The 19,326-nt window shown below is 73.9% G+C and carries 16 protein-coding genes and 1 riboswitch; of the genes, 8 read left to right on the plus strand and 8 right to left on the minus strand.

Annotated elements, in window-relative coordinates; genetic code table 11:
* Positions 1-115: 115 nt before the first annotated feature.
* The 3 genes from ACTEI_RS03190 to ACTEI_RS03200 form a co-directional block, all read right to left on the minus strand.
* Positions 116-544, minus strand: coding sequence for a hypothetical protein (locus ACTEI_RS03190; protein ID WP_122976259.1), 429 nt, complete (start codon positions 542-544; stop codon positions 116-118).
* Between the two features lie 23 nt (positions 545-567).
* A riboswitch (cyclic di-GMP riboswitch) is annotated at positions 568-642 on the minus strand.
* Positions 643-874: 232 nt separating this feature from the next.
* Positions 875-1,303: a ribonuclease domain-containing protein gene (locus tag ACTEI_RS03195; RefSeq protein ID WP_122976260.1), complete on the minus strand. Its 429-nt coding sequence runs from the start codon at positions 1,301-1,303 to the stop codon at positions 875-877.
* 115 nt (positions 1,304-1,418) lie between these two features.
* On the minus strand, positions 1,419-3,041 hold the full coding sequence (locus ACTEI_RS03200) for a hypothetical protein (RefSeq protein ID WP_145830960.1): 1,623 nt from the start codon (positions 3,039-3,041) through the stop codon (positions 1,419-1,421).
* 608 nt (positions 3,042-3,649) lie between these two features.
* Here ACTEI_RS03200 and ACTEI_RS03205 point away from each other — a divergent pair.
* The 4 genes from ACTEI_RS03205 to ACTEI_RS03220 are packed head-to-tail and all read left to right on the plus strand — an operon-like array spanning position 3,650 to position 8,244.
* Positions 3,650-6,838, plus strand: coding sequence for a sensor histidine kinase (locus tag ACTEI_RS03205; protein WP_122976262.1), 3,189 nt, complete (start codon positions 3,650-3,652; stop codon positions 6,836-6,838).
* Positions 6,835-7,242, plus strand: coding sequence for a roadblock/LC7 domain-containing protein (locus ACTEI_RS03210; protein ID WP_122976263.1), 408 nt, complete (start codon positions 6,835-6,837; stop codon positions 7,240-7,242). Before ACTEI_RS03205 ends, ACTEI_RS03210 begins: the two co-directional genes overlap by 4 nt.
* A gap of 44 nt (positions 7,243-7,286) precedes the next feature.
* Entirely contained in the window at positions 7,287-7,649 is a 363-nt protein-coding gene (locus ACTEI_RS03215; RefSeq protein WP_122976264.1) for a DUF742 domain-containing protein, read from the plus strand.
* Complete coding sequence (locus tag ACTEI_RS03220; RefSeq protein WP_122976265.1) at positions 7,630-8,244, plus strand: GTP-binding protein; 615 nt, start codon at positions 7,630-7,632, stop codon at positions 8,242-8,244. Before ACTEI_RS03215 ends, ACTEI_RS03220 begins: the two co-directional genes overlap by 20 nt.
* 389 nt (positions 8,245-8,633) lie before the next feature.
* On the opposite strand, the gene ACTEI_RS03225 is transcribed toward ACTEI_RS03220, so the two are convergent.
* Positions 8,634-9,779 carry a uroporphyrinogen-III synthase gene (locus ACTEI_RS03225; RefSeq protein WP_122976266.1) on the minus strand — a complete coding sequence of 382 codons (1,146 nt, stop codon included), beginning with the start codon at positions 9,777-9,779 and terminating at the stop codon, positions 8,634-8,636.
* 645 nt (positions 9,780-10,424) lie between these two features.
* Here ACTEI_RS03225 and rplM point away from each other — a divergent pair.
* The 3 genes from rplM to glmM all read left to right on the plus strand — a co-directional run bounded on the left by rplM (position 10,425) and on the right by glmM (position 12,898).
* Positions 10,425-10,868, plus strand: coding sequence for a 50S ribosomal protein L13 (gene rplM / locus ACTEI_RS03230; RefSeq protein WP_122976267.1), 444 nt, complete (start codon positions 10,425-10,427; stop codon positions 10,866-10,868).
* 20 nt (positions 10,869-10,888) lie between these two features.
* Positions 10,889-11,386 carry a 30S ribosomal protein S9 gene (gene rpsI / locus ACTEI_RS03235; protein ID WP_122981890.1) on the plus strand — a complete coding sequence of 166 codons (498 nt, stop codon included), beginning with the start codon at positions 10,889-10,891 and terminating at the stop codon, positions 11,384-11,386.
* A gap of 159 nt (positions 11,387-11,545) precedes the next feature.
* Entirely contained in the window at positions 11,546-12,898 is a 1,353-nt protein-coding gene (gene glmM, locus ACTEI_RS03240; RefSeq protein ID WP_122976268.1) for a phosphoglucosamine mutase, read from the plus strand.
* Positions 12,899-13,196: 298 nt separating this feature from the next.
* Here glmM and ACTEI_RS03245 read toward each other — a convergent pair whose 3' ends face one another.
* Positions 13,197-14,336, minus strand: coding sequence for a pyridoxal phosphate-dependent aminotransferase (locus tag ACTEI_RS03245; RefSeq protein WP_239082280.1), 1,140 nt, complete (start codon positions 14,334-14,336; stop codon positions 13,197-13,199).
* Positions 14,337-14,396: 60 nt separating this feature from the next.
* Positions 14,397-15,404, minus strand: a complete 1,008-nt coding sequence (locus ACTEI_RS03250) for an MmpS family transport accessory protein (RefSeq protein ID WP_122976270.1) — start codon at positions 15,402-15,404, stop codon at positions 14,397-14,399.
* A gap of 188 nt (positions 15,405-15,592) precedes the next feature.
* Between ACTEI_RS03250 and glmS the strand changes: the two genes are divergently transcribed.
* On the plus strand, positions 15,593-17,476 hold the full coding sequence (gene glmS / locus ACTEI_RS03255) for a glutamine--fructose-6-phosphate transaminase (isomerizing) (RefSeq protein ID WP_122976271.1): 1,884 nt from the start codon (positions 15,593-15,595) through the stop codon (positions 17,474-17,476).
* A 38-nt stretch (positions 17,477-17,514) separates the two neighbouring features.
* Here the strand turns inward: glmS and ACTEI_RS03260 are convergent, their stop codons facing one another.
* Both ACTEI_RS03260 and ACTEI_RS03265 read right to left on the minus strand, forming a co-directional pair.
* Complete coding sequence (locus ACTEI_RS03260; protein ID WP_122976272.1) at positions 17,515-19,020, minus strand: alpha/beta hydrolase; 1,506 nt, start codon at positions 19,018-19,020, stop codon at positions 17,515-17,517.
* A complete protein-coding gene (locus ACTEI_RS03265) occupies positions 19,017-19,304 on the minus strand; it encodes a hypothetical protein (RefSeq protein ID WP_122976273.1) in 288 nt (95 codons plus the stop codon). The genes ACTEI_RS03260 and ACTEI_RS03265 overlap by 4 nt, the downstream gene beginning before the upstream one ends.
* Positions 19,305-19,326: the final 22 nt, after the last annotated feature.

Raw genomic sequence — 19,326 nt, forward strand, 5'->3', positions numbered from 1 at the left:
GGCGGCCATTGTCAGACGTCGGGCCCGGGAAATGGCTACTCCGTCATGCCGGACGGCAGATGGCGAACAGCAGTCATCCTGCCATCGGACCCGGGCGGTGGCAGGGATTGCCGGATCAGGCGGCCACCGTGACGTCCAGGGCGGTCACCACGGTCAGGTAGTCGGTGCCGGTGTTGGCCACGGTGCAGTCCCACTTGGTGGTGCCGCTGTTGTACGAGCAGGTGAGGGGCTTGGTGGTGCTCGGGGTGCCGCCGGCGCTCGTGCCGGTCAGCACGCCGGTCACGGTGGCCGTGGTGGGCAGCGCCGCGCTGGCGCCGGCGAGGGTGAGCGTCGCCCCGGTGATGCGCTCGCCGTAGGTGCCGTCGGCCACCAGCGAGGCGGCGCTGAGCACGGCGCCGTCGACGGTCAGGCCGACCTTGCCGCCACCGATGATGGTGGCGCTGCTGATCGACGTGGTGAGCCCGGCGGCGGTGAAGGCGGTGCTGCCCGCGGCGACGGCGCCGGCGACGGCCACGCCGCCGAGGAGCTGGAGCATGGTACGCATATCGGTCGTTCCCCTGTTCGTCCGGTGGTAGCCCAGCCGACCCCGTGGGTCCTGCGGCTTCGCGTCCCCGGCTCGTGCCGGGTTTGCCGTTCTCGCCGAGCGGACTCCGTTATCCCCTGGCAGCCGCCTTGTTCGGCCGGTAGCCGGGGCCGGGTGAGCTTTCGCGGTGACTTTCCGCGCCGGTCCGCTGAATCCGCGGGCTTGAGCATCCGTCGGGTGCGATCCGCCGGCACGTGGGTTGCGCGCAACGGGACACCGGTGGCCGGACGACCGGAAAAGCAGCGCGGCGGCCGTCTGCCAGACGGCCGCCGCACGTGTGCAAAAACGGTCTCAGAGCTTGTAGAACGTCACGTAGTGGTCCGGGGTGAAGTACGCGACCTTCGTGCTCCGGTTGACCACGATCCGGTACGCGTCCCGCGACGCGCCCCTGGCCCGCGAGTAGACGTCGTACTCGTTGTAGGTGGCCGACGGCAGGTAGCCCTCCCGGTTCTGGAAGGTTCCGCCGGTGTAGTTGTAGTTGCCGTACGGCCACGAGTACCAGCCCGCGCTGGTCGGCCACCCGAGCGTCCCCCAGCCGGTGTAGGCGGTGCGCGCCGCCGAGCAGCGGCTGATCGTGCACGAGGAGTGGACGGCGGCCTGCGCGGCGGCGGTGTGGGTCGGGGCGACCACGGCCGGCGCGACCAGCGCGGTGCCGGCCAGCCCGAACACCAGCGCGAGGCTGAGGAGCAGTTTGCGGACGCGGGGCAGGGGATGGGTCACGGTCGAACTCCGATGTGCGGCGAGGGGATGGGGCGCGGACACCGGCCATCGTTTCGGCCCGGGCCGCCCGGCGGTACCTCCCGGCTACATCATTTCATCGGAGTTCACGGATGTTTTACTGTCCGCCGAGCCCGCTCACCCAATCGACATAGTCTGTTTCCGCGGTGGACCGGCGCTGGCCCCCGGGGTGCGGGCCGCTGATCGACGTGGGTTCGACGACCGGCCCGCGCGGCGCCGGGACCCGGGGCTGCTCGGCCGTGATCGAGCCGGCCCGACCGGTCGGCTGGCCGGCGGCGAAGCCGTTGAACGAGTCCGCGGCCGGGGCGGCAGCGGCCGGGGCGGCAGCGGCCGGGGCGGCAGCGGCCGCGGCCCGGCGGGCTCGCCAGCCGCGCGCCCCGGATGCCGGTGTCGGCTGCTGGCCGGAGAATCGCGGCGCCTTCTCCGGAGCCGGCGCCTGCGGCGGGGCCTGGGTGGGCGCCGGCTGGGCGGGGAACGGGGCGCCGGAGCGGAACGGGCTGCCGGTGCCGCCGGAGAACGGGTTGTTCGGCGTGCCGGGCGCCGCGGTGATGACCCCGGTGTCGGACGGCCGCAACTGCTCGTCGGGGCGCAGCGCCGCGGCGGCCGCGGCCTGCGCGATGGCCGACCGCGTCGGGGCGTCCCGCTTCGGCAGCGCGGGCGCCGTCTCGGCGATGGCCGGGGTCGCGCTCGGGGCGGCGGGGGCCGGGGCCGGGCTCGCGGTGGTGGCGGCCGGGGTCGCGCCCGGACCGGTGGCGGCCGGGGCCGGGCTCGCGGTGGTGGCGGCCGGGGTCGCGCCCGGACCGGTGGCGGCCGGGGTCGCGGTCGGGCCCTCGGCGGCGGGGGTGGGCTTCTCCGGTGTCGCCACCCGGTCCGGGGCGCCGCGGATGATCGTGGCCAGCACCGAACCGAGCACGCCGGCGCCGCACGCGGTCATCGCCGACCAGTACGGGTCGGCGCGGAAGCCGGCCGCGGCCGACTCCGGGCCGGCGACCAGGTACGCCGTGGTGAGCAGCGCCGGACCGGCCAGCCCGGCCAGTCCCGCGGCCAGCGCCGACATCCGCCGCTTGCGCGCCACCCAGCCGATCGCCAGGCCGGCGAGCAGGGCCAGGGTCGGCATGGTGAGGAACGCGGTGTGCCCGGCGACGGCGGGCGGGATTAGGCTGCCGTTCAGCACGCCGAGGCGGATCGTGACCGGGGTGCGGCCGGGCAGCAGCGCCGGGCCGGTGGAGACCAGCGCGACCAGCCACATCAGCACGCTCAGGACGGCCACGTTCCACCGTGCCGCGGGCTTGGCGGCGGCGGCCCAGCCGGCGAAGATGCCGGCCGCGGCGCCGAGTCCGGCCGCCGCGCCGATCACGAACACCGGTTGCACCCCGGCGATCTGCGCGGCCCGGGCCGGCTGCATGGTCAGCGGGAGGACGGCGAGCGAGCCGAGTCCGGCGGTCAGGCCGATGGCCAGCGCGCCGCCGGGGCCGACCGGGCGGGGCCGCCAGCGCGGGCGCAGGCCGGTGGCGACGATCGCGCCGAGCGCCGCGGCGGTCATGGCGATCCAGGCGACCCAGGCGAGCTGCGCGGTCCATTGGTCACGCGCAGTGACGTCCAGGACGCGGTCGAGCCGCACGATTCCGAGCCCGTAGGCGATGCCGAGTTGGCCGGCTCCGATCACCGCGGCCGCCGTGGCGGTGGTGGCGAGCAGCTTCACCCAGCTCCGAAATGCCATGCCGGGCACGTTACGGAATGCGGCGGCGGCTCCGCCAGGGGGAGACCGGGTTCTTAAGGCAGCCTAAAGTATGGATCTCCACCAATCGAACTTTGTGAATGTATGGGCGTTACTTGGGGTGACGAGGGGGCGACGGAAGGGATGTTTGCCAGACGTACCTCCAGAGTGGACACTGTCCGGAGCGGACAGCGTGTCCGCCGTGTCGTGCCCATCCCTGCGAACGTGAGACCCCTGCTCAGAAGCCGTGGTTTCGGCAAACGCGGGACGGGACTCTCACATAGTGGTTGGAATCGTGAAGGTGTTCGGCGGCTCCGGCCGCGCCGGTGGCCGGGGATGAGGCATCCGCGCACGTCAACGCCCCGGCGGCGGTCGCGGGACGCGCCCGCGCGCGGTTACCACTCGGACAGCCGGGCGGTTTCCGGGAGGATCCAGGCTTCCCAAACCCCACAGGGTTCTGATGAAATCGCCGCCGTGCCGATAACGGCACGCACCTTGCTGCGCGCGCCGGACGGGGCCGGACCGCAGGCCTCGGGTGGTTTCACGCCGGCGTCATCGACGACAGCTTCTCGGCGTGCCCAGTGGTGCGGGACGATCGCGAAGGAGATGTCGTGAGCACGGGATCCTCGGGCCTGGCTGTGCGACGTGGTCCTCTCCCGCGGTTGCGGGACGCGAGCATCCGCGCCAAGCTCGGCGGCCTGCTGATCATCCCGCTGATCGCGGTGCTGGCGCTGGCCTCCCTGCGCCTGATGGACGTGCGCGGCCGGGCCGGTGACGCCGCCCGGGTGGCCGACCTCACCGCGCTCAGCGCCGACCTCTCCGGGCTGAGCCGCCTGCTGCAACGCGAGCGGATGGCCGCCGCGGCGTACCTGGCGACCGCCGACGCGCCGCCGGAGCCGTACCGGGAGGCGGGCGCGGCGGTCGACACGCGGATCCGGGTGTTCCAGGAGCACCGCGGCGCGATCACCGACGTGCCGGCCCGGGTACGCGACCGGCTGCAACTGATCCAGGAGCGGCTCGACCGGCTGGCCGACACCCGGAGCGCGGTGGCGGCGCGCGACAACGTGACCGTCGCCTCCGCGGTCCAGCGGTACGGCGACGTCCTCGACCAGATCTCCGACTACGACGACGCGGTCAGCCAGGTCGCCGACCCCGGACCGGTCGCCGACGGCCTGCGCGCCCTCGCCGCCTTCACCCGGATCGAATCGGCCGCCGCCGACCAGGAGGCGGCCGCGTACGTGGTCCGGGTCACCGGCCTGCTCAGCGCCGCCCGGCAGCAGGAGCTGATCGGCGCGCAGGCGTCCCGGCAGGAGGCGCTCGACGACTTCCGGCAGATCGCCACCACCGACCAGGCCGGCCTGGTGGAGTCGATCATGGCGAATGCCTCGGTCGCCCGGGCGGACGGCCTGAGCACCCGCCTCACCGGTCCCGCGGCGGTGTCCGCGACCGACCTGACGAAGGCGTACACCGAGGTCCTGGATCTGTTCCGGACCGCCGAGACCCGGCTGGAGAGCGATGTCGTCCGGGTCGCCCAGGCCGCCAGCAAGACCAGCACGCAGCGCGCCACCCTGGAATTCGTGGTGGTGCTGCTGATCCTGCTCGCGGCCATCGCGCTCGCCTTCTACCTGGGTCGCAACCTGCACCTGTCGCTGCGCCGGCTGCGCGAGGGCGCGCTCGCGGTGGCCCACCGGGACCTGCCCGAGGCGGTCAACCGATTGCAGGACGTGGAGAGCCTGGGCGCGGGCGGCGTGGACCGGATCATCGCGCAGACCCGGGACCCGATCCGGCTCACCGAGCGCGACGAGTTCGGCCAGGTCGCCGAGGCGTTCAACATGGTGCACCGGGAGGCCATCCGGGTCGCCGCCGAACAGGCCGCGCTGCGCACCAGCGTCTCCGCGATGTTCCTCAGCCTGGCCCGGCGCAGCCAGGCGCTGGTCGACCGGATGATCGGTGAACTGGACCAGATCGAGCGCACCGAGGAGGACCCGAAGCGGCTGGCCAAGCTCTTCGACCTGGACCACCTCGCCACCCGGATGCGCCGCAACGACGAGAACCTCCTGGTGCTGGCCGGCGCCGACGTCGGCACCCCGCGCCGCGAGGACGCGCTGCTGATCGACGCGCTCCGGGCCGCGCAGTCCGAGGTGGAGCTGTACCACCGGATCGAGTTCGGGGCGATCGACACCGACGTCTCGGTCGCCGCGGCCGCGGTCAACGACGTGGTCCGGCTGATCGCCGAGCTGCTCGACAACGCCACCCGGTTCTCGCCGCCGACCACGGTGGTGATGGCGCACGGGCGGCGCTCCGGCGAGCAGGCGGTCGTCCAGGTCGAGGACCGTGGCCTGGGCATCTCGGCCGAGCAGCTGGAGCTGATCAACCACCGGCTCGCCGAGCCGGCCGAGGTCGACGTCAGCGCCTTCCGGCTGATGGGGTTCGCGGTCATCGCCCGCCTCGCGGCCCGGCACGGCATCGTGGTGCAGCTGCTGCCCAGCCGGGAGGGCGGGACGATCGCCGAGATCACCCTGCCGGCCGACATCGTCGTGCTGCCCGGCGCGCCGGCCGCGCCGGCCGGGGCGGCGAGCTGGACCCGGCCCGGTCCGGCTCCGCAACCGGTGGGCGGCTCCGAGCGTACGCCGCAGGCGCGCCCGCCGATCCGCACCGCCCCGCCGCTCACCGCGACCGGCCCGCGCTGGGCGCCGGGTGCGGCGAGCCCCCCGCCGGACCTCGATCTGCGGCCCACGCCGGACCGGCCGCCGCTGCCCACCCGGGTGCCGCAGCCGGCAGCCCCGGAGCCGGCCTCGGCGCCGATGTTCGAGCCCGTGTCGGCCGCCGCGCCGGTCTCCGCGCAGCCGGTGTCGGCCCACCCGAGCGCGGGCCCCATCGCCGCGCAGCCGGTGTCCGCGCACCCGGTCTCGGCGCGACCGGCCGCCGCCCAGCCGGCCTGGGCCGGTCCGGTGTCCGCGCCGCCGGTCTCCGCCCAGCCGTTCGCCGCGCAGCCGGCCTGGGCCGATCCGGTCCCGGAGCCGCCGGTTTCCGGACCGCCGGCCTGGCCTGACCGACTCCCCGCGCCGCCCGCCTCCGGCGGGCCGGATTCCGCGTCGTTCTCGGCCGGGCCGCCGTTTCCTGTCGGGCCGGATTCCGCGTCGTTCTCGGCCGGGCCGCCGTTTCCTGTCGGGCCGGATTCCGCGTCGCTCGCTGCCGGGCCGCCGCTGCCCGCCGGACCGTATGTCGCGCAGCCGATTTCCGCGCAACCGCTGCCCGCGCCGGCGGCGGGCACGCCGATCCAGCTGGAGATGCAGCACACCTGGTTCGAGCCGGAGGCGGACGCGCGCGACGTGCACGGCATGCCGACCGCCGGCTACGCGCCCGCGCCGGTGGCCGCCGCCGCGCCACCCGAGGCGGATCCGATGCACCGGGCCGACCGCCCGGCCGGGCCACCGCCGCGGAGCCCGGCCCGGACGCCCGCCGCGTCGCCGGCCGAGACCCCGATGGTGCCGCGGCCGCGGACCGCCGCCGAGGATCGCTGGCGGACCGCCGCCGACGAGGGCTGGCAGCGCGCGATGGCCGCGTCGGCGCCCCGGGCCGCCGGCACCACCGGCTCCGGCCTGCCGAAGCGGATCCCGCAGGCGCAGCTGGTCCCCGGCGGGGTGCAGGACATCCCGCGGGCACAGAATCGTCGCAGCCCCGACGACGTACGCGGACTGCTCTCCGCGTACACCCGTGGGGTGCAGCGAGGGCGGACGGACGGCGTCGCCGAATCCGCCGCCGTGGCAGCACAGGCTCCTAAGGAGAACGAACAGTGACCAGGCCTCCCACCATGCAGGACATGGGCTGGCTGCTCAGCAACTTCGCCGACAGCATCGCGGGCATCGCGCACGTGGTGGCGGTCTCGGCGGACGGTCTGTTGCTGGCATCCTCGCGGGATCTGCCGGCCGACCGGGCCGACCAGCTGGCCGCCATCACGTCCGGCGTGGTCAGTCTGACCGACGGCGCGTCCCGGATGTTCAGCGCGGGGAAGGTGCAGCAGACCATCATCGAGATGGATAGCGGCTATCTTTTCCTCATGTCCATCAGCGACGGTTCGTCGATGGCCGTGTTGGCGGCGCGCAGCTGCGATGTCGGCCAGGTCGGCTACGAGATGGCCCTGCTGGTGGAACGCGTCGGCGCAGCGTTGTCGCCGGCGGCACGCGAGGCCGTCAGCCACTAGGCGCCGGGGTTGCTGAGCCCCGGTGGAGATGAGGTGACCGCGACATGACAGAGCCGCACGATCCCCGGGGGAACCTGGTGCGGCCGTACGCGGTGACCCGCGGCCGGACCGAGCCGATCCGGGACATCCCGATCGAAGCGGTCCTGGTCACCAGCTCGGCGGCCGTCCAGGAAGCGCGTTTCGCCGGGCACGACAAGTACCGCATCGCCGCGCTGTGTGAGCCGAAGGCCCAATCGCTCGCCGAGCTCGCGGCGCTGACCCGGCTGCCTCTCGGGGTGGCCCGGGTCCTCGTCGCCGACATGGTCGCCGACGGTTTGCTCTCGCTGCACAGTGCCGCTCCCCGGAAGGGTTTCACGGAGCGGATGGATCTGCTGGGAAGGGTTTTGAGTGGACTTCGCAAGCTCTGAGCGGGCGGGCGCCCCTCCTTCGGAGATCACCTCCGCGAAGATCGTGATCGCCGGTGGCTTCGGTGTCGGGAAGACCACGCTGGTCGGCGCGGTCTCCGAGATCGAGCCGCTGACCACGGAGGCCGTGATGACGGCGGCCGGCGCCGGGATCGACGACGCGTCCAAGGTTCCGGAGAAGGGCACCACCACGGTGGCGATGGACTTCGGCCGGATCACCATGGCCGAGGACCTGATCCTCTACCTGTTCGGCACGCCCGGCCAGACCCGCTTCTGGTTCATGTGGGACGAGCTGATCCGCGGCGCGGTCGGCGCCGCGGTGCTGGTCGACACCCGCCGGCTGACCGACGCGTTCGCGCCGCTCGACTATTTCGAGAACCGGCATCTGCCGTACCTGGTGGCGGTCAACTGCTTCGACGGCGCGCCCCGCTACGAGCCGGACGAGGTGCGTGAGGCGCTCGCGATCCCGGCCCGGGTCCCGTTGATCATGTGCGACGCCCGGCATCGGGAGTCGGTCAAGGCGGTGCTCATCGGCGTCGTCGAACACGCCATGGCCACCCTGGTCGCGCAGCACGAGGAGGGCGTCGTCGTCGGCTGACCACACCCGCGCCGGGCCCCCGCGACCCGGCGACTCCCGGTCGCGGGGCGCGCGGCCGCGTCCCGGGCCCGTCCCGCGTGGCGTGCGCGCCGTTCCGGCGGTGGCAGCGGCCGGGGCCGGCAGGCGCGTCGCGGTCCGGGGTGGCAGCGGCCGGGGCCGGCAGGCGTGTCGCGGTCCGGGGTGGCAGCGGCCGGGGCCGGCAGGCGTGTCACGGTCCGGGGTGGCAGCGGCCGGGGCCGGCAGGCGTGTCGCGGTCCGGGGTGGCAGCGGCCGGGCGCGGGTCCGGATGGGGCGCGTGACCGCGGGCGGGGCGGCACAGGTCGTACCGGAACGGGTTCGGCCGCAATCGTCCGCGGATCTTGAGCCGTGCGGCGGCGCCGGTGCGGCGGTCAGATCGGGATGCGGTAACCGCGCTTGACCACGGTCTGGACCAGGCCGGGGATGGCCAGACCGGCGCGCAGGCGGGCGACGGCCATCTCCACCGCGTGCTCGTCGGCGTTGCGCGGCAGCGCCTGCAGCAGCGCGGCCCGGGACAGCACCCGGCCGGGCGAGTCGGCCAGCGCGCGCAGCACCGCCATCGGTCCGGGGGCGAGGGGGCGCAGTTCGCCGTCGACCACCGCGGCGTGTCCGCGCAGGGTGATCGAGTGCCCGTTCACCTGGAGGGACACCGCCCGCTTGGGCAGCTCGTCGACCAGGGTGCGGACCAGGGCGCTGAGCCGGGCGCGGGTCGGGATGGCGACCGGGACGTCGTGACGGCGCAGCGGAGCCGCGGTGACCGGGCCCACGCAGGCGGCCAGTACGCCGGTGCGCAGCGCCTCCAGCAGCGGCTCGGTGGCCGGTCCGGCGGCGCGCAGCAGCGCCTGGACCGCGGCGGCCGAGGTGAACGTCACGGCGTCGACCAGCCGGCCGGCGATCAGGTCGACCAGGCGGTGCAGCGGCGCCGGGTCGGTGGGGGGCGCCCAGCGGTGGACCGGGACCTCGATCACCCGGGCGCCGGCGGCCGTCAGGGCGTCGGTGTACTCGGGCTGGCTCTCGCCGTGCAGCTGCATGGCGACCGTGAGACCGGTGACGCCCCGGCCGGTCAGGTGTTCGACGACCTCCTCGTGGCTCTCGCCGTCCGGTGTCCACCGTTCCTGGAGCCCGGCGGCGCGGACCGCGGCGCGGGCCTTGGGGCCGCGGGCCACCAGGTAGGCGCGGGCCAGCACGGCGCGCAGCGGCTCGGCGAGCCCCCAGCCCTCGGCCGCCTCCAGCCAGCCGCGCATCCCGATGCCGGTGTTGACCAGCACGATGTCGGGCGGGGTGGCGAGGCAGGCGCGGGTGGCGGCGCGCAGCTCGGCGTCGTCGGCGATCGGAACGATCCGCAGCGCGGGGGCCAGCACCACCCGGGCGCCCCGGCCCTCCAGCAGACCGCTCAGCTCGTCGCGGCGGCGGTCGGAGGTGACGCCGATGGTGTATCCGGAGAGGGCGGCGGCCGGGTCGGTCAGCGCGACCGCGGTCAGCACCGGACGGCGGGGCCCGGGGGTTCGCTCCGTCATGCGGCGGCGATCCCGCGGGCCGGGTCGAGAAGTCGCGGCGTGGCCGGGCGGTCCACCGAAGGGCACGCTCGACGACCGTCGTCCTCAGCGTGGACCCGCTCCCATGTCACGCTTACGGTCCTCGCCGTGCCTCCGTCCGGGGCACGCCGCGACTTCTCCGCACCACGCCGGCGAGCCGGCGCGGCGCACACCGTCAGGTCCGTCCTCAACCCTGACGGTGGTCTCCCCGTGGTGCGCCCCGGCCCGCCGGGCCGGCCGGGGCCGGGCCGCGTCGTCCGGGAGTCCGCACCGTTGGGCATGTCCGGAAGCCTGCCGGTGGCGAATTTCAGCCGGACGTCCCATTTGTTTCGAGCCTGCTAAGAGCGGTCGGGAGCCGGTTGTCGCACCCGGGGCGGGGCGACACCGCGGGCCGAGTATGCTGGATGCCGTTTGAGGTCCCGCCTCGGGCATTCACCCAGGTTTGATCTCGCGCCTGTTTGAATGACCCGCCTGTTTTGACCACGCGCCGCGCGGCCGGGTATTGTTGCCTGCTGTTGTGCGATAGCTGCGAGCGCTCCCCCTGGGGTGTGCTTGATGTTCGTGTCGACGTCGAGTTCGACGCGGCCAGCGCGCGCCCCCAGACCGACGACGAGACAAGGTAATTCTGTGCGTACGTACAGCCCGAAGCCGGGTGAGATCGAGCGTCAGTGGCACATTATCGACGCTTCTGACGTCGTTCTGGGCCGCCTGGCTACCCACACCGCAACCCTTCTGCGGGGTAAGCACAAGCCGACGTTCGCCCCGCACGTCGACACGGGCGACTTCGTGGTGATCATCAACGCCGGCAAGGTCGCGCTGACCGGCAACAAGCGGCAGACCAAGGTCGCCTACCGGCACTCCGGTTACCCGGGCGGTCTGAAGCAGGTCGGTTACGAGGAGCTGCTGTCCAAGCGCCCCGAGAAGGCGATCGAGCTGGCCGTCAAGGGCATGCTTCCGCACAACAAGCTCGCCCGCCAGATCATCAAGAAGCTGAAGGTCTACCCCGGCGCTGAGCACCCGCACGCCGCGCAGCAGCCGCAGCCGTTCGAAATCAAGCAGATCGCGCAGTGAGCGCGGGAGAAGGCAGCAGCATGTCCGACATCATCGAGCCCGAGGTCGTCGAGACCGTCGAGGAGCCCGCTGAGACGGTCGTCGTCGTTGAGACGCCCGCGCCGGCCCCGGTCCGCGCCCCGCGTCCCGGTGACCGTCCGGTCCAGACCGTCGGCCGCCGCAAGGAGGCCATCGTCCGGGTGCGCCTGGTGCCCGGCACCGGCAAGATCATCTGCAACGGTCGTGACCTCGAGAACTACTTCCCGAGCAAGGTCCACCAGCAGCTGATCCGCGAGCCGCTCGGCACCGTCGAGCGCGCCGAGCAGTTCGACGTCTTCGCGAACCTGCGTGGCGGCGGCATCACCGGCCAGGCCGGCGCGCTGCGCCTCGCCATCGCCCGGGCCCTGATCTCCAGCGAGCCGGACGACCGTCCCGCCCTGAAGAAGGCCGGCTTCCTCACCCGTGACGCGCGGGTCAAGGAGAGCAAGAAGTACGGTCTCAAGAAGGCCCGTAAGGCCCCGCAGTACTCGAAGCGCTGATTTTCCGCCGGCGGCCGAGTGCGCTCCCCGAAGATCGGGGAGTGTGCTCGGCCGTCGTGGTTTTGCCCCCTCCCCCCAACTAGCCGTTCCGGTAGTCCTGTCCGCGCCGCACCGTGTTGCAGGCTTGAGGGCACGTGTCACCGGCGAAAGGAAGCCGCCATGGGGCGACTCTTCGGCACGGACGGCGTTCGCGGACTTGCGAACGGCGACCTGCTCACTCCGGAACTTGCCCTCTCGGTCGCCGTGGCGGCCGCCCGGGTACTGGTCGAGACCGACAGCAGCCACCAGCCGCTCGCCATCGTCGGCCGTGACCCGCGGGCCAGCGGCGAGATGCTGGAAGCCGCGGTCGTCGCCGGCCTGACCAGCGCGGGGGCCAACGTGGTGCGGGTCGGCGTGCTGCCGACGCCCGCGGTCGCGTACCTGGTGGGGCAGACCGGCGCCGATCTCGGTGTGATGCTCTCCGCGTCGCACAACCCCATGGCGGACAACGGCATCAAGCTCTTCGCCAGCGGCGGACAGAAGCTGCCGGACGAGCTCGAGGCGCGGATCGAGAAGGCGATCGAGGACGGGCACGGGCTGATCGGCCGGCCCACCGGCGCCGCCATCGGCCGGGTCCACGACCTGCTGGACGGCGCCGAGCACTACGTGAAGCACCTGGTCGACTCGATCCCGCACCGCCTGGACGGCCTCAAGGTCGTGGTGGACTGCGCGAACGGCGCGGCCAGCGAGGTCGGGCCGGTGGCGTACCGGGAGGCGGGCGCCGAGGTGATCGCCATCCACGCCGAGCCGGACGGTTTGAACATCAACCTGGACTGCGGCTCGACGCACCTCGAGGCGGTCCGCGAGGCGGTCCTGCGCGAGGGCGCCGACCTGGGCATCGCGCACGACGGCGACGCCGACCGCTGCCTGGCGGTCACCGCGTCCGGCGACGTGGTGGACGGCGACCAGATCATGGCCATCCTGGCGCTGGCCATGCGCGACGCCGGCACGCTGACCGGGGACACCCTGGTCGCGACCGTGATGAGCAACCTGGGCCTGCGGATCGCGATGAAGCAGTCCGGGATCAAGCTGATCGAGACCAAGGTCGGCGACCGGTACGTGCTGGAGGAGCTGCAGAGCGGCGGCCTGGCGCTGGGCGGCGAGCAGAGCGGGCACATCGTGATGCCGGCGTTCGCCACCACCGGCGACGGCGTGCTGACCGGCCTGCACCTGATGGCGCAACTCGCGGCGACCGGCAAGTCGCTGGCCGACCTGGCCGCCGTGGTGCACCCGCTGCCGCAGGTGCTGATCAACGTCAGGGTGGGCGACCGGGAGGCCGGCGCCGCGGCGCCGACCGTCCAGGCCGCGGTGGCGCTGGCCGAGAACGAGCTCGGCGAGACCGGGCGGGTGCTGCTGCGCCCCTCCGGTACGGAGCCGCTGGTCCGGGTGATGGTCGAGGCCGCCACCGAGGACAAGGCGCGCAGCGTGGCCGAGCGGATCGCCGACGAGGTACGGGCGGCGAGCCCGGCCTGATCCGCAATCGTGTGGACGGCCCCGGGGTGTGATCCCGGGGCCGTCTGCTGTTCGCGGTGTTCTGCCGGGCCGGCGGTGTTCTGCCGGGCCGGCTTTCCGGGGCCGTCTGCTGTTCGCGGTGTTCTGCCGGGCCGGCGGTGTTCTGCCGCACCGGCTTCCCGGGAGCCGCCCGCTGGGCCGGCTTCCCGGCTGTCGCGGACTCGGGTGATGCTCAGCCGGCCCGCGGTGGGTCTGAGCTGTCCCAGCTATCCGCGGCCTCGGGTAGTGCAAGCTTTCTCAGCCGGTCCGCGGCCTCGGGTCAGGCGAGCTTTCTCAGCCGGTCCGCGGCCTCGTCGATCACTTCGGCGCGTTTGCAGAAAGCGAACCGGATCAGGTGCCGCCCGGCCTCCCGGTGGTCGTAGAAGACCTGGGTGGGCACCGCGACCACGCCGCACCGCCCGGGCAGCTGACGGCAGAACTCGACGCCGTCGGTCCCGCCCAGCGGCCGGATGTCGGCGGTCACGAAGTACGTCCCCTCGGACGGCAGCACGTCGAACCCGGCCGCGGCGAGCCCGGCGCTCAGCCGGTCCCGGTTGGCCCGCAGAGCGGCCGTGAAGCCGGTGAAGTACGAATCCGGCAGCCCCAGCGCAACCGCCACGGCCGGCTGCAACGGCGCCGCGTTGACGAAGGTCAGGAACTGCTTGACCCGCAGCACCGCGGAGACCAGCCGGGCCGGGCCGGTGACCCAGCCGACCTTCCAGCCGGTGCACGAGAACGTCTTGCCGGCCGACGAGACGCGCAGCGTGCGCTCGCGCATCCCGGGCAGGCCGGCCAGCGGGACGTGCGCCTCGTCGAAGACCAGGTGCTCGTAGACCTCGTCGGTCACCGCCCAGGTGTCGTGCTCCTGGCACAGCTCGGCGACCAGGCCGAGCTCGGCCGGGGTGAACACCTTGCCGGTCGGGTTGTGCGGCGAGTTGAGCAGCACCAGCCGGGTCCGCGCGCCGAACGCCGCCCGTAGTTCCGCCTCGTCGAACGAGTACCGCCCGTCCGGGCCCGGGCGCAGCGTGACCGGCCGCCGGACCGCTCCGGCCAGCGTGATCGAGGCGGCGTACGAGTCGTAGTACGGCTCGAAGCAGACCACCTCGTCGCCCGGCTCGCAGAGCGCCAGGATCGCCGCCGCGACCGCCTCGGTGGCGCCGGCGGTGACCGCGACCTCGGTGTCCGGGTCCCTGGTCAGGGCCCAGAACCGCTGCTCGTGCTCGGCGACGGCGTGCCGCAGCGCGGGGATGCCGGCCAGCGGCGGGTACTGGTTGGCGCCGGAGGCAAGCGCTCGGGCGGCGGCGGCCAGCATCTCCGGCGGGCCGTCGGTGTCCGGGAAGCCCTGCCCGAGATTGATCGCGCCGGTACGCGCGGCCAGCGCCGACATCTCGGTGAAGATCGTGGTTCCGAACGGGCGCATCCGCTCGACCAGGGGGTCGGTGCTCACCGTGCTCCGTCTCTCTCGGGAGGGGCTGCGGTCCTAGTTCAGGGTCAGCTTGTTGCAGGTGGCCGTGGCGATCCGGCCGGAGGCGGTGTGCTCGGACGCCGTCCGGCCGTCCACCGTGGCCCGGCAGGTGATGGTGCCATCGTTGATGGACCTGCGCACCGCCCACACCGAGATCAGCGACGGCCCCTGCATGGTGAGTGTCAGCCGCCACGGCAGTTGCGCGTCGGGGATCGTCTTGGGCAGGCCGTTCAGCTTCTCGGTGTAGAAGATGGTGGCTGGTCCGTCCCCGCTCACCTCGTACTCCACGGTGACTTTCTGACCGCCGGGGATGTCCGGCAGGCCGGGCAGGTCGCTCGGCAGGGTGGGCACCACGGTCGGCAGCGCGGTCGGGAAGCCGTCCACCGCCTCCTGGGCCTTCTCCTTGCCGCGCTGGTAGAGCAGCACCCCGGTGGTCGCCACGCCGCCGCAGAGCAGCAGCGTGATGGCGAGGATCAGGGCGATCAGCGGGGTGTTGCTGCGCCGCGGGGGCGCCGGGTGCCCGGGCGCGGGGGACTGAGGGCCGTACCCCGGGTGGCCGCCGGGTGGGGGCGCTGCCTCGTAGCCCGGGTGGTCCGCAGAGCCGTAGCCCGGGGGCGGTGTGCCGTAGCCCGGGTGGTCCGCAGAGCCGTAGCCCGGGGGCGGTGTGCCGTAGCCCGGGTGGTCCGCAGAGCCGTAGCCCGGGGGCGGTGTGCCGTAGCCCGGGTGGTCCGCAGAGCCGTAGCCCGGGGGCGGTGTGCCGTAGCCCCGGTGGTCCGCAGCGCCGTGCCTGGGATGCCCACCGCGCGGCTGCGCGCCGTGTCCCGGGTGGCCGGCCGGCGCCGCGCCCGGGCCGTCCGGATAGGAGTCGTGGTACGGCTCGCCGGCCGGGTACGCCGAAGTGGGGTCGTAAGGCGGTGGTGACGAGTGGCCGACGGGGGGAAACTCCGCTGTCGGCGGGTAGTCCCGGGGCGGCAGCGCGGCATGCCCCGGACCGAACTCCGGCGGCTCGCGCCGATCGCTCATCTTCCTCTCCCATCAGCCGATGCCGACGGTACGCCAGACACGCACGTCAACGTCACCCACCCGGATGGGCGGGTCGCGCGCCGGACCGGCCCACCGGCCTGCCCGTCTATGTTTCCGATCACGTACGATGCTCAGAACGGTGCTTCTCGCGCATGACGTTTGCGTGAAAGTCGGCTACGCTGCCCGGCATGTGTGGGATCGTGGGTTACGTTGGCAGTCGTCCGGCCCTGAGCATCGTCCTCGATGGTCTCCGGCGCCTGGAGTACCGCGGGTACGACTCCGCGGGCGTCGCCGTCATCGACAATGACGAGGTTCGTACCGAGAAGCGGGCCGGCAAGCTGGCCAACCTGGAGAAGGCTCTCTCCGAGCGCACCGGCGACGGGATCGCCGCGGGGCGTACCGGCATCGGGCACACCCGGTGGGCCACCCACGGCGGTCCGACCGACCGCAACGCGCACCCGCACCTCTCCGCCGACGGCCGGGTCGCCGTCATCCACAACGGGATCATCGAGAACTTCGCCAAGCTGCGCGCCGAGCTGGAGGCCGACGGCATCGAGTTCCGCAGTGACACCGACAGCGAGTGCGCGGCGCACCTGCTCGCCGCCGAGATGCGCGCGCTGCGCGAGTCCGGCGCGCAGGGCGGCCCGGCGCTGCTCGCCGAGGGCATGCGGCGGGTCGTGCGCCGGCTGGAGGGCGCGTTCACCCTGCTCGCGGTGGACGTCGACGTGCCGGACGCGGTGGTCGCCGCGCGGCGCAACTCGCCGCTCGTGGTGGGCCGCGGTGCCGGGGAGAACTTCCTGGCCAGCGACGTCTCGGCGTTCATCGAGCACACCCGGGAAGCGGTCGAGCTCGGTCAGGACCAGGTCGTCCTGATCACCCCGGACGACATCGAGATCACCGATTTCGACGGCGTCGCGGCGACCGGGCAGGAGTTCCACATCGACTGGGACTCGTCGGCCGCCGAGAAGGGCGGTTACGACTACTTCATGCTCAAGGAGATCGCCGAGCAGCCGCAGGCCATCGCGGACACGCTGCTGGGCCGGCTGAGCGAGCGTGGCGAGATCCTCCTGGACGAGGTCCGGCTCACCGACCAGGACCTGCGCGACGTGGACAAGGTCTTCATCGTGGCCTGCGGCACCGCGTACCACGCCGGCATGGTCGCGAAGTACGCCATCGAGCACTGGGTGCGCATCCCCTGCGAGGTGGAGCTGGCCAGCGAGTTCCGCTACCGCGACCCGATCCTCGACCGGTCCACCCTGGTGATCGCGATCAGCCAGTCCGGCGAGACCATGGACACCCTGATGGCGCTGCGGCACGCCAAGGAGCAGAAGGCCCGGGTGCTGGCCATCTGCAACACCAACGGCTCCACCATCCCGCGCGAGTCGGACGCCGTCCTCTACACCCACGGCGGGCCGGAGATCGCGGTCGCCTCCACCAAGGCGTTCCTCACCCAGCTGGTCGCCTGTTACCTGATCGGCCTGCACCTGGCCCAGATCCGCGGCGTGATGTACGCCGACGAGGTCGCCGCCGTGGTGGAGAAGCTCCGCGCCACCCCGGACAGCCTGCGCACGCTGCTCGACTCGATGGGGGAGGTCCGCGAGCTGGCCCGTGACCTGCGCACCGCGTCGACGATCCTGTTCATCGGCCGGCACGTCGGTTTCCCGGTGGCTCTGGAGGGCGCGCTCAAGCTCAAGGAGCTCGCCTACATGCACGCCGAGGGCTTCGCCGCCGGTGAGCTCAAGCACGGCTCGATCGCGCTGATCGACCAGGGCACCCCGGTGGTCTGCGTGGTGCCGTCGCCGGCCGGCCGGGGCGTGATGCGCGACAAGGTGGTCTCCAACATCCAGGAGGTGCGCGCCCGTGGCGCCCGCACCATCGTGATCGCCGAGGAGGGCGACGAGGGCGTGCGGGCCTACGCCGACCACCTGATCCAGGTGCCGCACACGCCGACCCTGCTCGCCCCGCTGATGACGACCGTGCCGTTGCAGGTGCTCGCGTGCGAGATCGCGGCCGCCCGCGGCAACGACGTGGACCAGCCGCGCAACCTGGCCAAGTCGGTCACCGTCGAGTGATCCGCCGGCGGGTTGCCGGGCCGTGGCCCGGCAACCCGTCACGGCGTCCCGCCCAGGGTGATCGTGGCCAGGGCGTCCAGCGCCGGCCGGCCCGGCTCCCAGTAACCCAGGTGGCCGCCGTCGCCCTGGCTGGCGAAGACCCGCGCGCCGAACCCGGGATCGCTCGGATTGTGGCCGAACCACAGGTCCTCGGCCGGCCCGGCGAGCGCCGTCCCGGTCAGGCCGATCGCCAGGTCGCGGACCATGGTGCCGGGGGACACCGCCAGCCACTGGATCGGGTCGCTGCGCGAGGTGGACGAGAAGACCTGGCCGGCCGGCAGGCCCAACTGCGCCGCCGAGTCGACGCCGACCCCGGGCGAGCCGACGAAGACCACCCGGTCGGCGTCCATCCCGCCGGCCGCGGCCTTGCCCACCACCAGCGACCCGTAGCTGTGCCCTAGCACGGTCTGCCGCGCCGCCGGGCCGTCGTGGGTGGCCCGCAACCCGTCCTGGAACCGTTGCAGGCCGGTCGCCCCGGTCGCGGCCTGCCGCCCCGACCAGGCCTCGTGCAGGAAGTCCGGCGCGTCGTAGTCCAGCCACAGCACCGCGCTGGTGCCGGCGTCCGGCCCGAGCTCGCCGGCCCGGGCCGCGACCCGCTCGGCCCGGGTCAGCTCGCCGCCGAGCGAGGCCAGGTCGGAGGTCATCCCGGGCACGTGGGTGAGCACGTTCGCCGCGTGGTCCGGGTCGCCGAGGGCGATCACGGCCCGGCCGTCGGCGGAGACGTCCAGCCCGATCAGGTACGCCCTCGACCCCCGCTCGTCCTCCAGCCGGGACGCCAGCCGGTCCAGCCCGCGCAGCTTGTCCGCGTCCTTCTCGCCGCCGTGGCGCAGCAGCCGATCGCGGCGGTCGGCCAGCAGCAGCCGGTTGGCCAGGTCCCGATCGGCCACCGGGACGCCGTCCAGCCCGGCCACCGCGGTCGGCTCGTTGCCCAGCAGCCACATCCGCTCGGCCGGGGACAGCCCGGCCCACCACCGACGCACCTGTGCCGGCGTGGCCGTGCAGTCCGGCCGGAAGGTGGTGGCCGGTGCGGCCGGCACGACGGCGAGCCCGGCGAGGCGGGCCGCGGCGCTGCCGTCGGCGGTGGCGGCCACCCGCAGCGCGGCGGCCAGCTCGGTCGCCGCCGCCCCGGCGGGGACCGAGCCGGAGTCGTCGATCGCCACCCCGGCGGCCCGGGCCGTGACACGGGCCCGGTCGAGCAGCGCCCTGGCCCGGGCCAGCGCCGCGGCGAACTCGCTGAGCACCTGGTCGGCCCGCCAGCAGAGCAGCCGGAACAGCACCAGCCGGCGGCGCAGCACGCCGAGCCGCGCGGTGGCGGCGTCGGCGGCGGCCCCGGACCAGGCCGCGCGCAGTTTCCCGGCCAGTGGACCGAACTCGCCGCAGAGCACGCCGGCCAGCGCGGCCCAGCGCCGCCAGGCGAGGGCGGCGGCGGACCAGTGCGCCGGATCGGTGGCGCGCAGCCGGGCGTACGTCACCCGGGCCGGGGCGGGCAGCGCGGCGACGGTCACCGGGCGGCCCGGAGCCGGGCGGCGGCACGGGCGTCGGCCTCGGCGTACGCCGCGCGGGTCGTCTCGATCCGCTGCGCGGCGCCGGACAGCTCGGCGCCGAGCTCACGCAGCCGCTGCCCGGCCGCGTCGGCGGCCGAGGCCGTGGCGCCGGTCGTGGCCCACGGCGGCCCGGGCACCGGTGGCGGGGCCGCGCCCGCCGCCTCCCGCACCCGCGACGCGGCGCCGGCGACCGCGGAGGCGGCACGGCGCAGCTGACCGGTGTCCACGTCGAGATCGGGATTCATGGCGGCAACCTCCTGGGCCGGG

Origin of the sequence: Actinoplanes teichomyceticus ATCC 31121 (assembly GCF_003711105.1) — a bacterium.
GTDB lineage: Bacteria > Actinomycetota > Actinomycetes > Mycobacteriales > Micromonosporaceae > Actinoplanes > Actinoplanes teichomyceticus.

Coding starts and splice junctions, on each gene's coding strand:
- glmS (WP_122976271.1), top strand. CDS start 15,593: ATGTGTGGGATCGTGGGTTACGTTGGCAGTCGTCCGGCCCTGAGCATC.
- ACTEI_RS03245 (WP_239082280.1), bottom strand. CDS start 14,336: ATGCGCCCGTTCGGAACCACGATCTTCACCGAGATGTCGGCGCTGGCC.
- glmM (WP_122976268.1), top strand. CDS start 11,546: ATGGGGCGACTCTTCGGCACGGACGGCGTTCGCGGACTTGCGAACGGC.
- ACTEI_RS03225 (WP_122976266.1), bottom strand. CDS start 9,779: ATGACGGAGCGAACCCCCGGGCCCCGCCGTCCGGTGCTGACCGCGGTC.
- rpsI (WP_122981890.1), top strand. CDS start 10,889: ATGTCCGACATCATCGAGCCCGAGGTCGTCGAGACCGTCGAGGAGCCC.
- ACTEI_RS03250 (WP_122976270.1), bottom strand. CDS start 15,404: ATGAGCGATCGGCGCGAGCCGCCGGAGTTCGGTCCGGGGCATGCCGCG.
- ACTEI_RS03200 (WP_145830960.1), bottom strand. CDS start 3,041: ATGGCATTTCGGAGCTGGGTGAAGCTGCTCGCCACCACCGCCACGGCG.
- ACTEI_RS03190 (WP_122976259.1), bottom strand. CDS start 544: ATGCGTACCATGCTCCAGCTCCTCGGCGGCGTGGCCGTCGCCGGCGCC.
- ACTEI_RS03265 (WP_122976273.1), bottom strand. CDS start 19,304: ATGAATCCCGATCTCGACGTGGACACCGGTCAGCTGCGCCGTGCCGCC.
- ACTEI_RS03215 (WP_122976264.1), top strand. CDS start 7,287: ATGACAGAGCCGCACGATCCCCGGGGGAACCTGGTGCGGCCGTACGCG.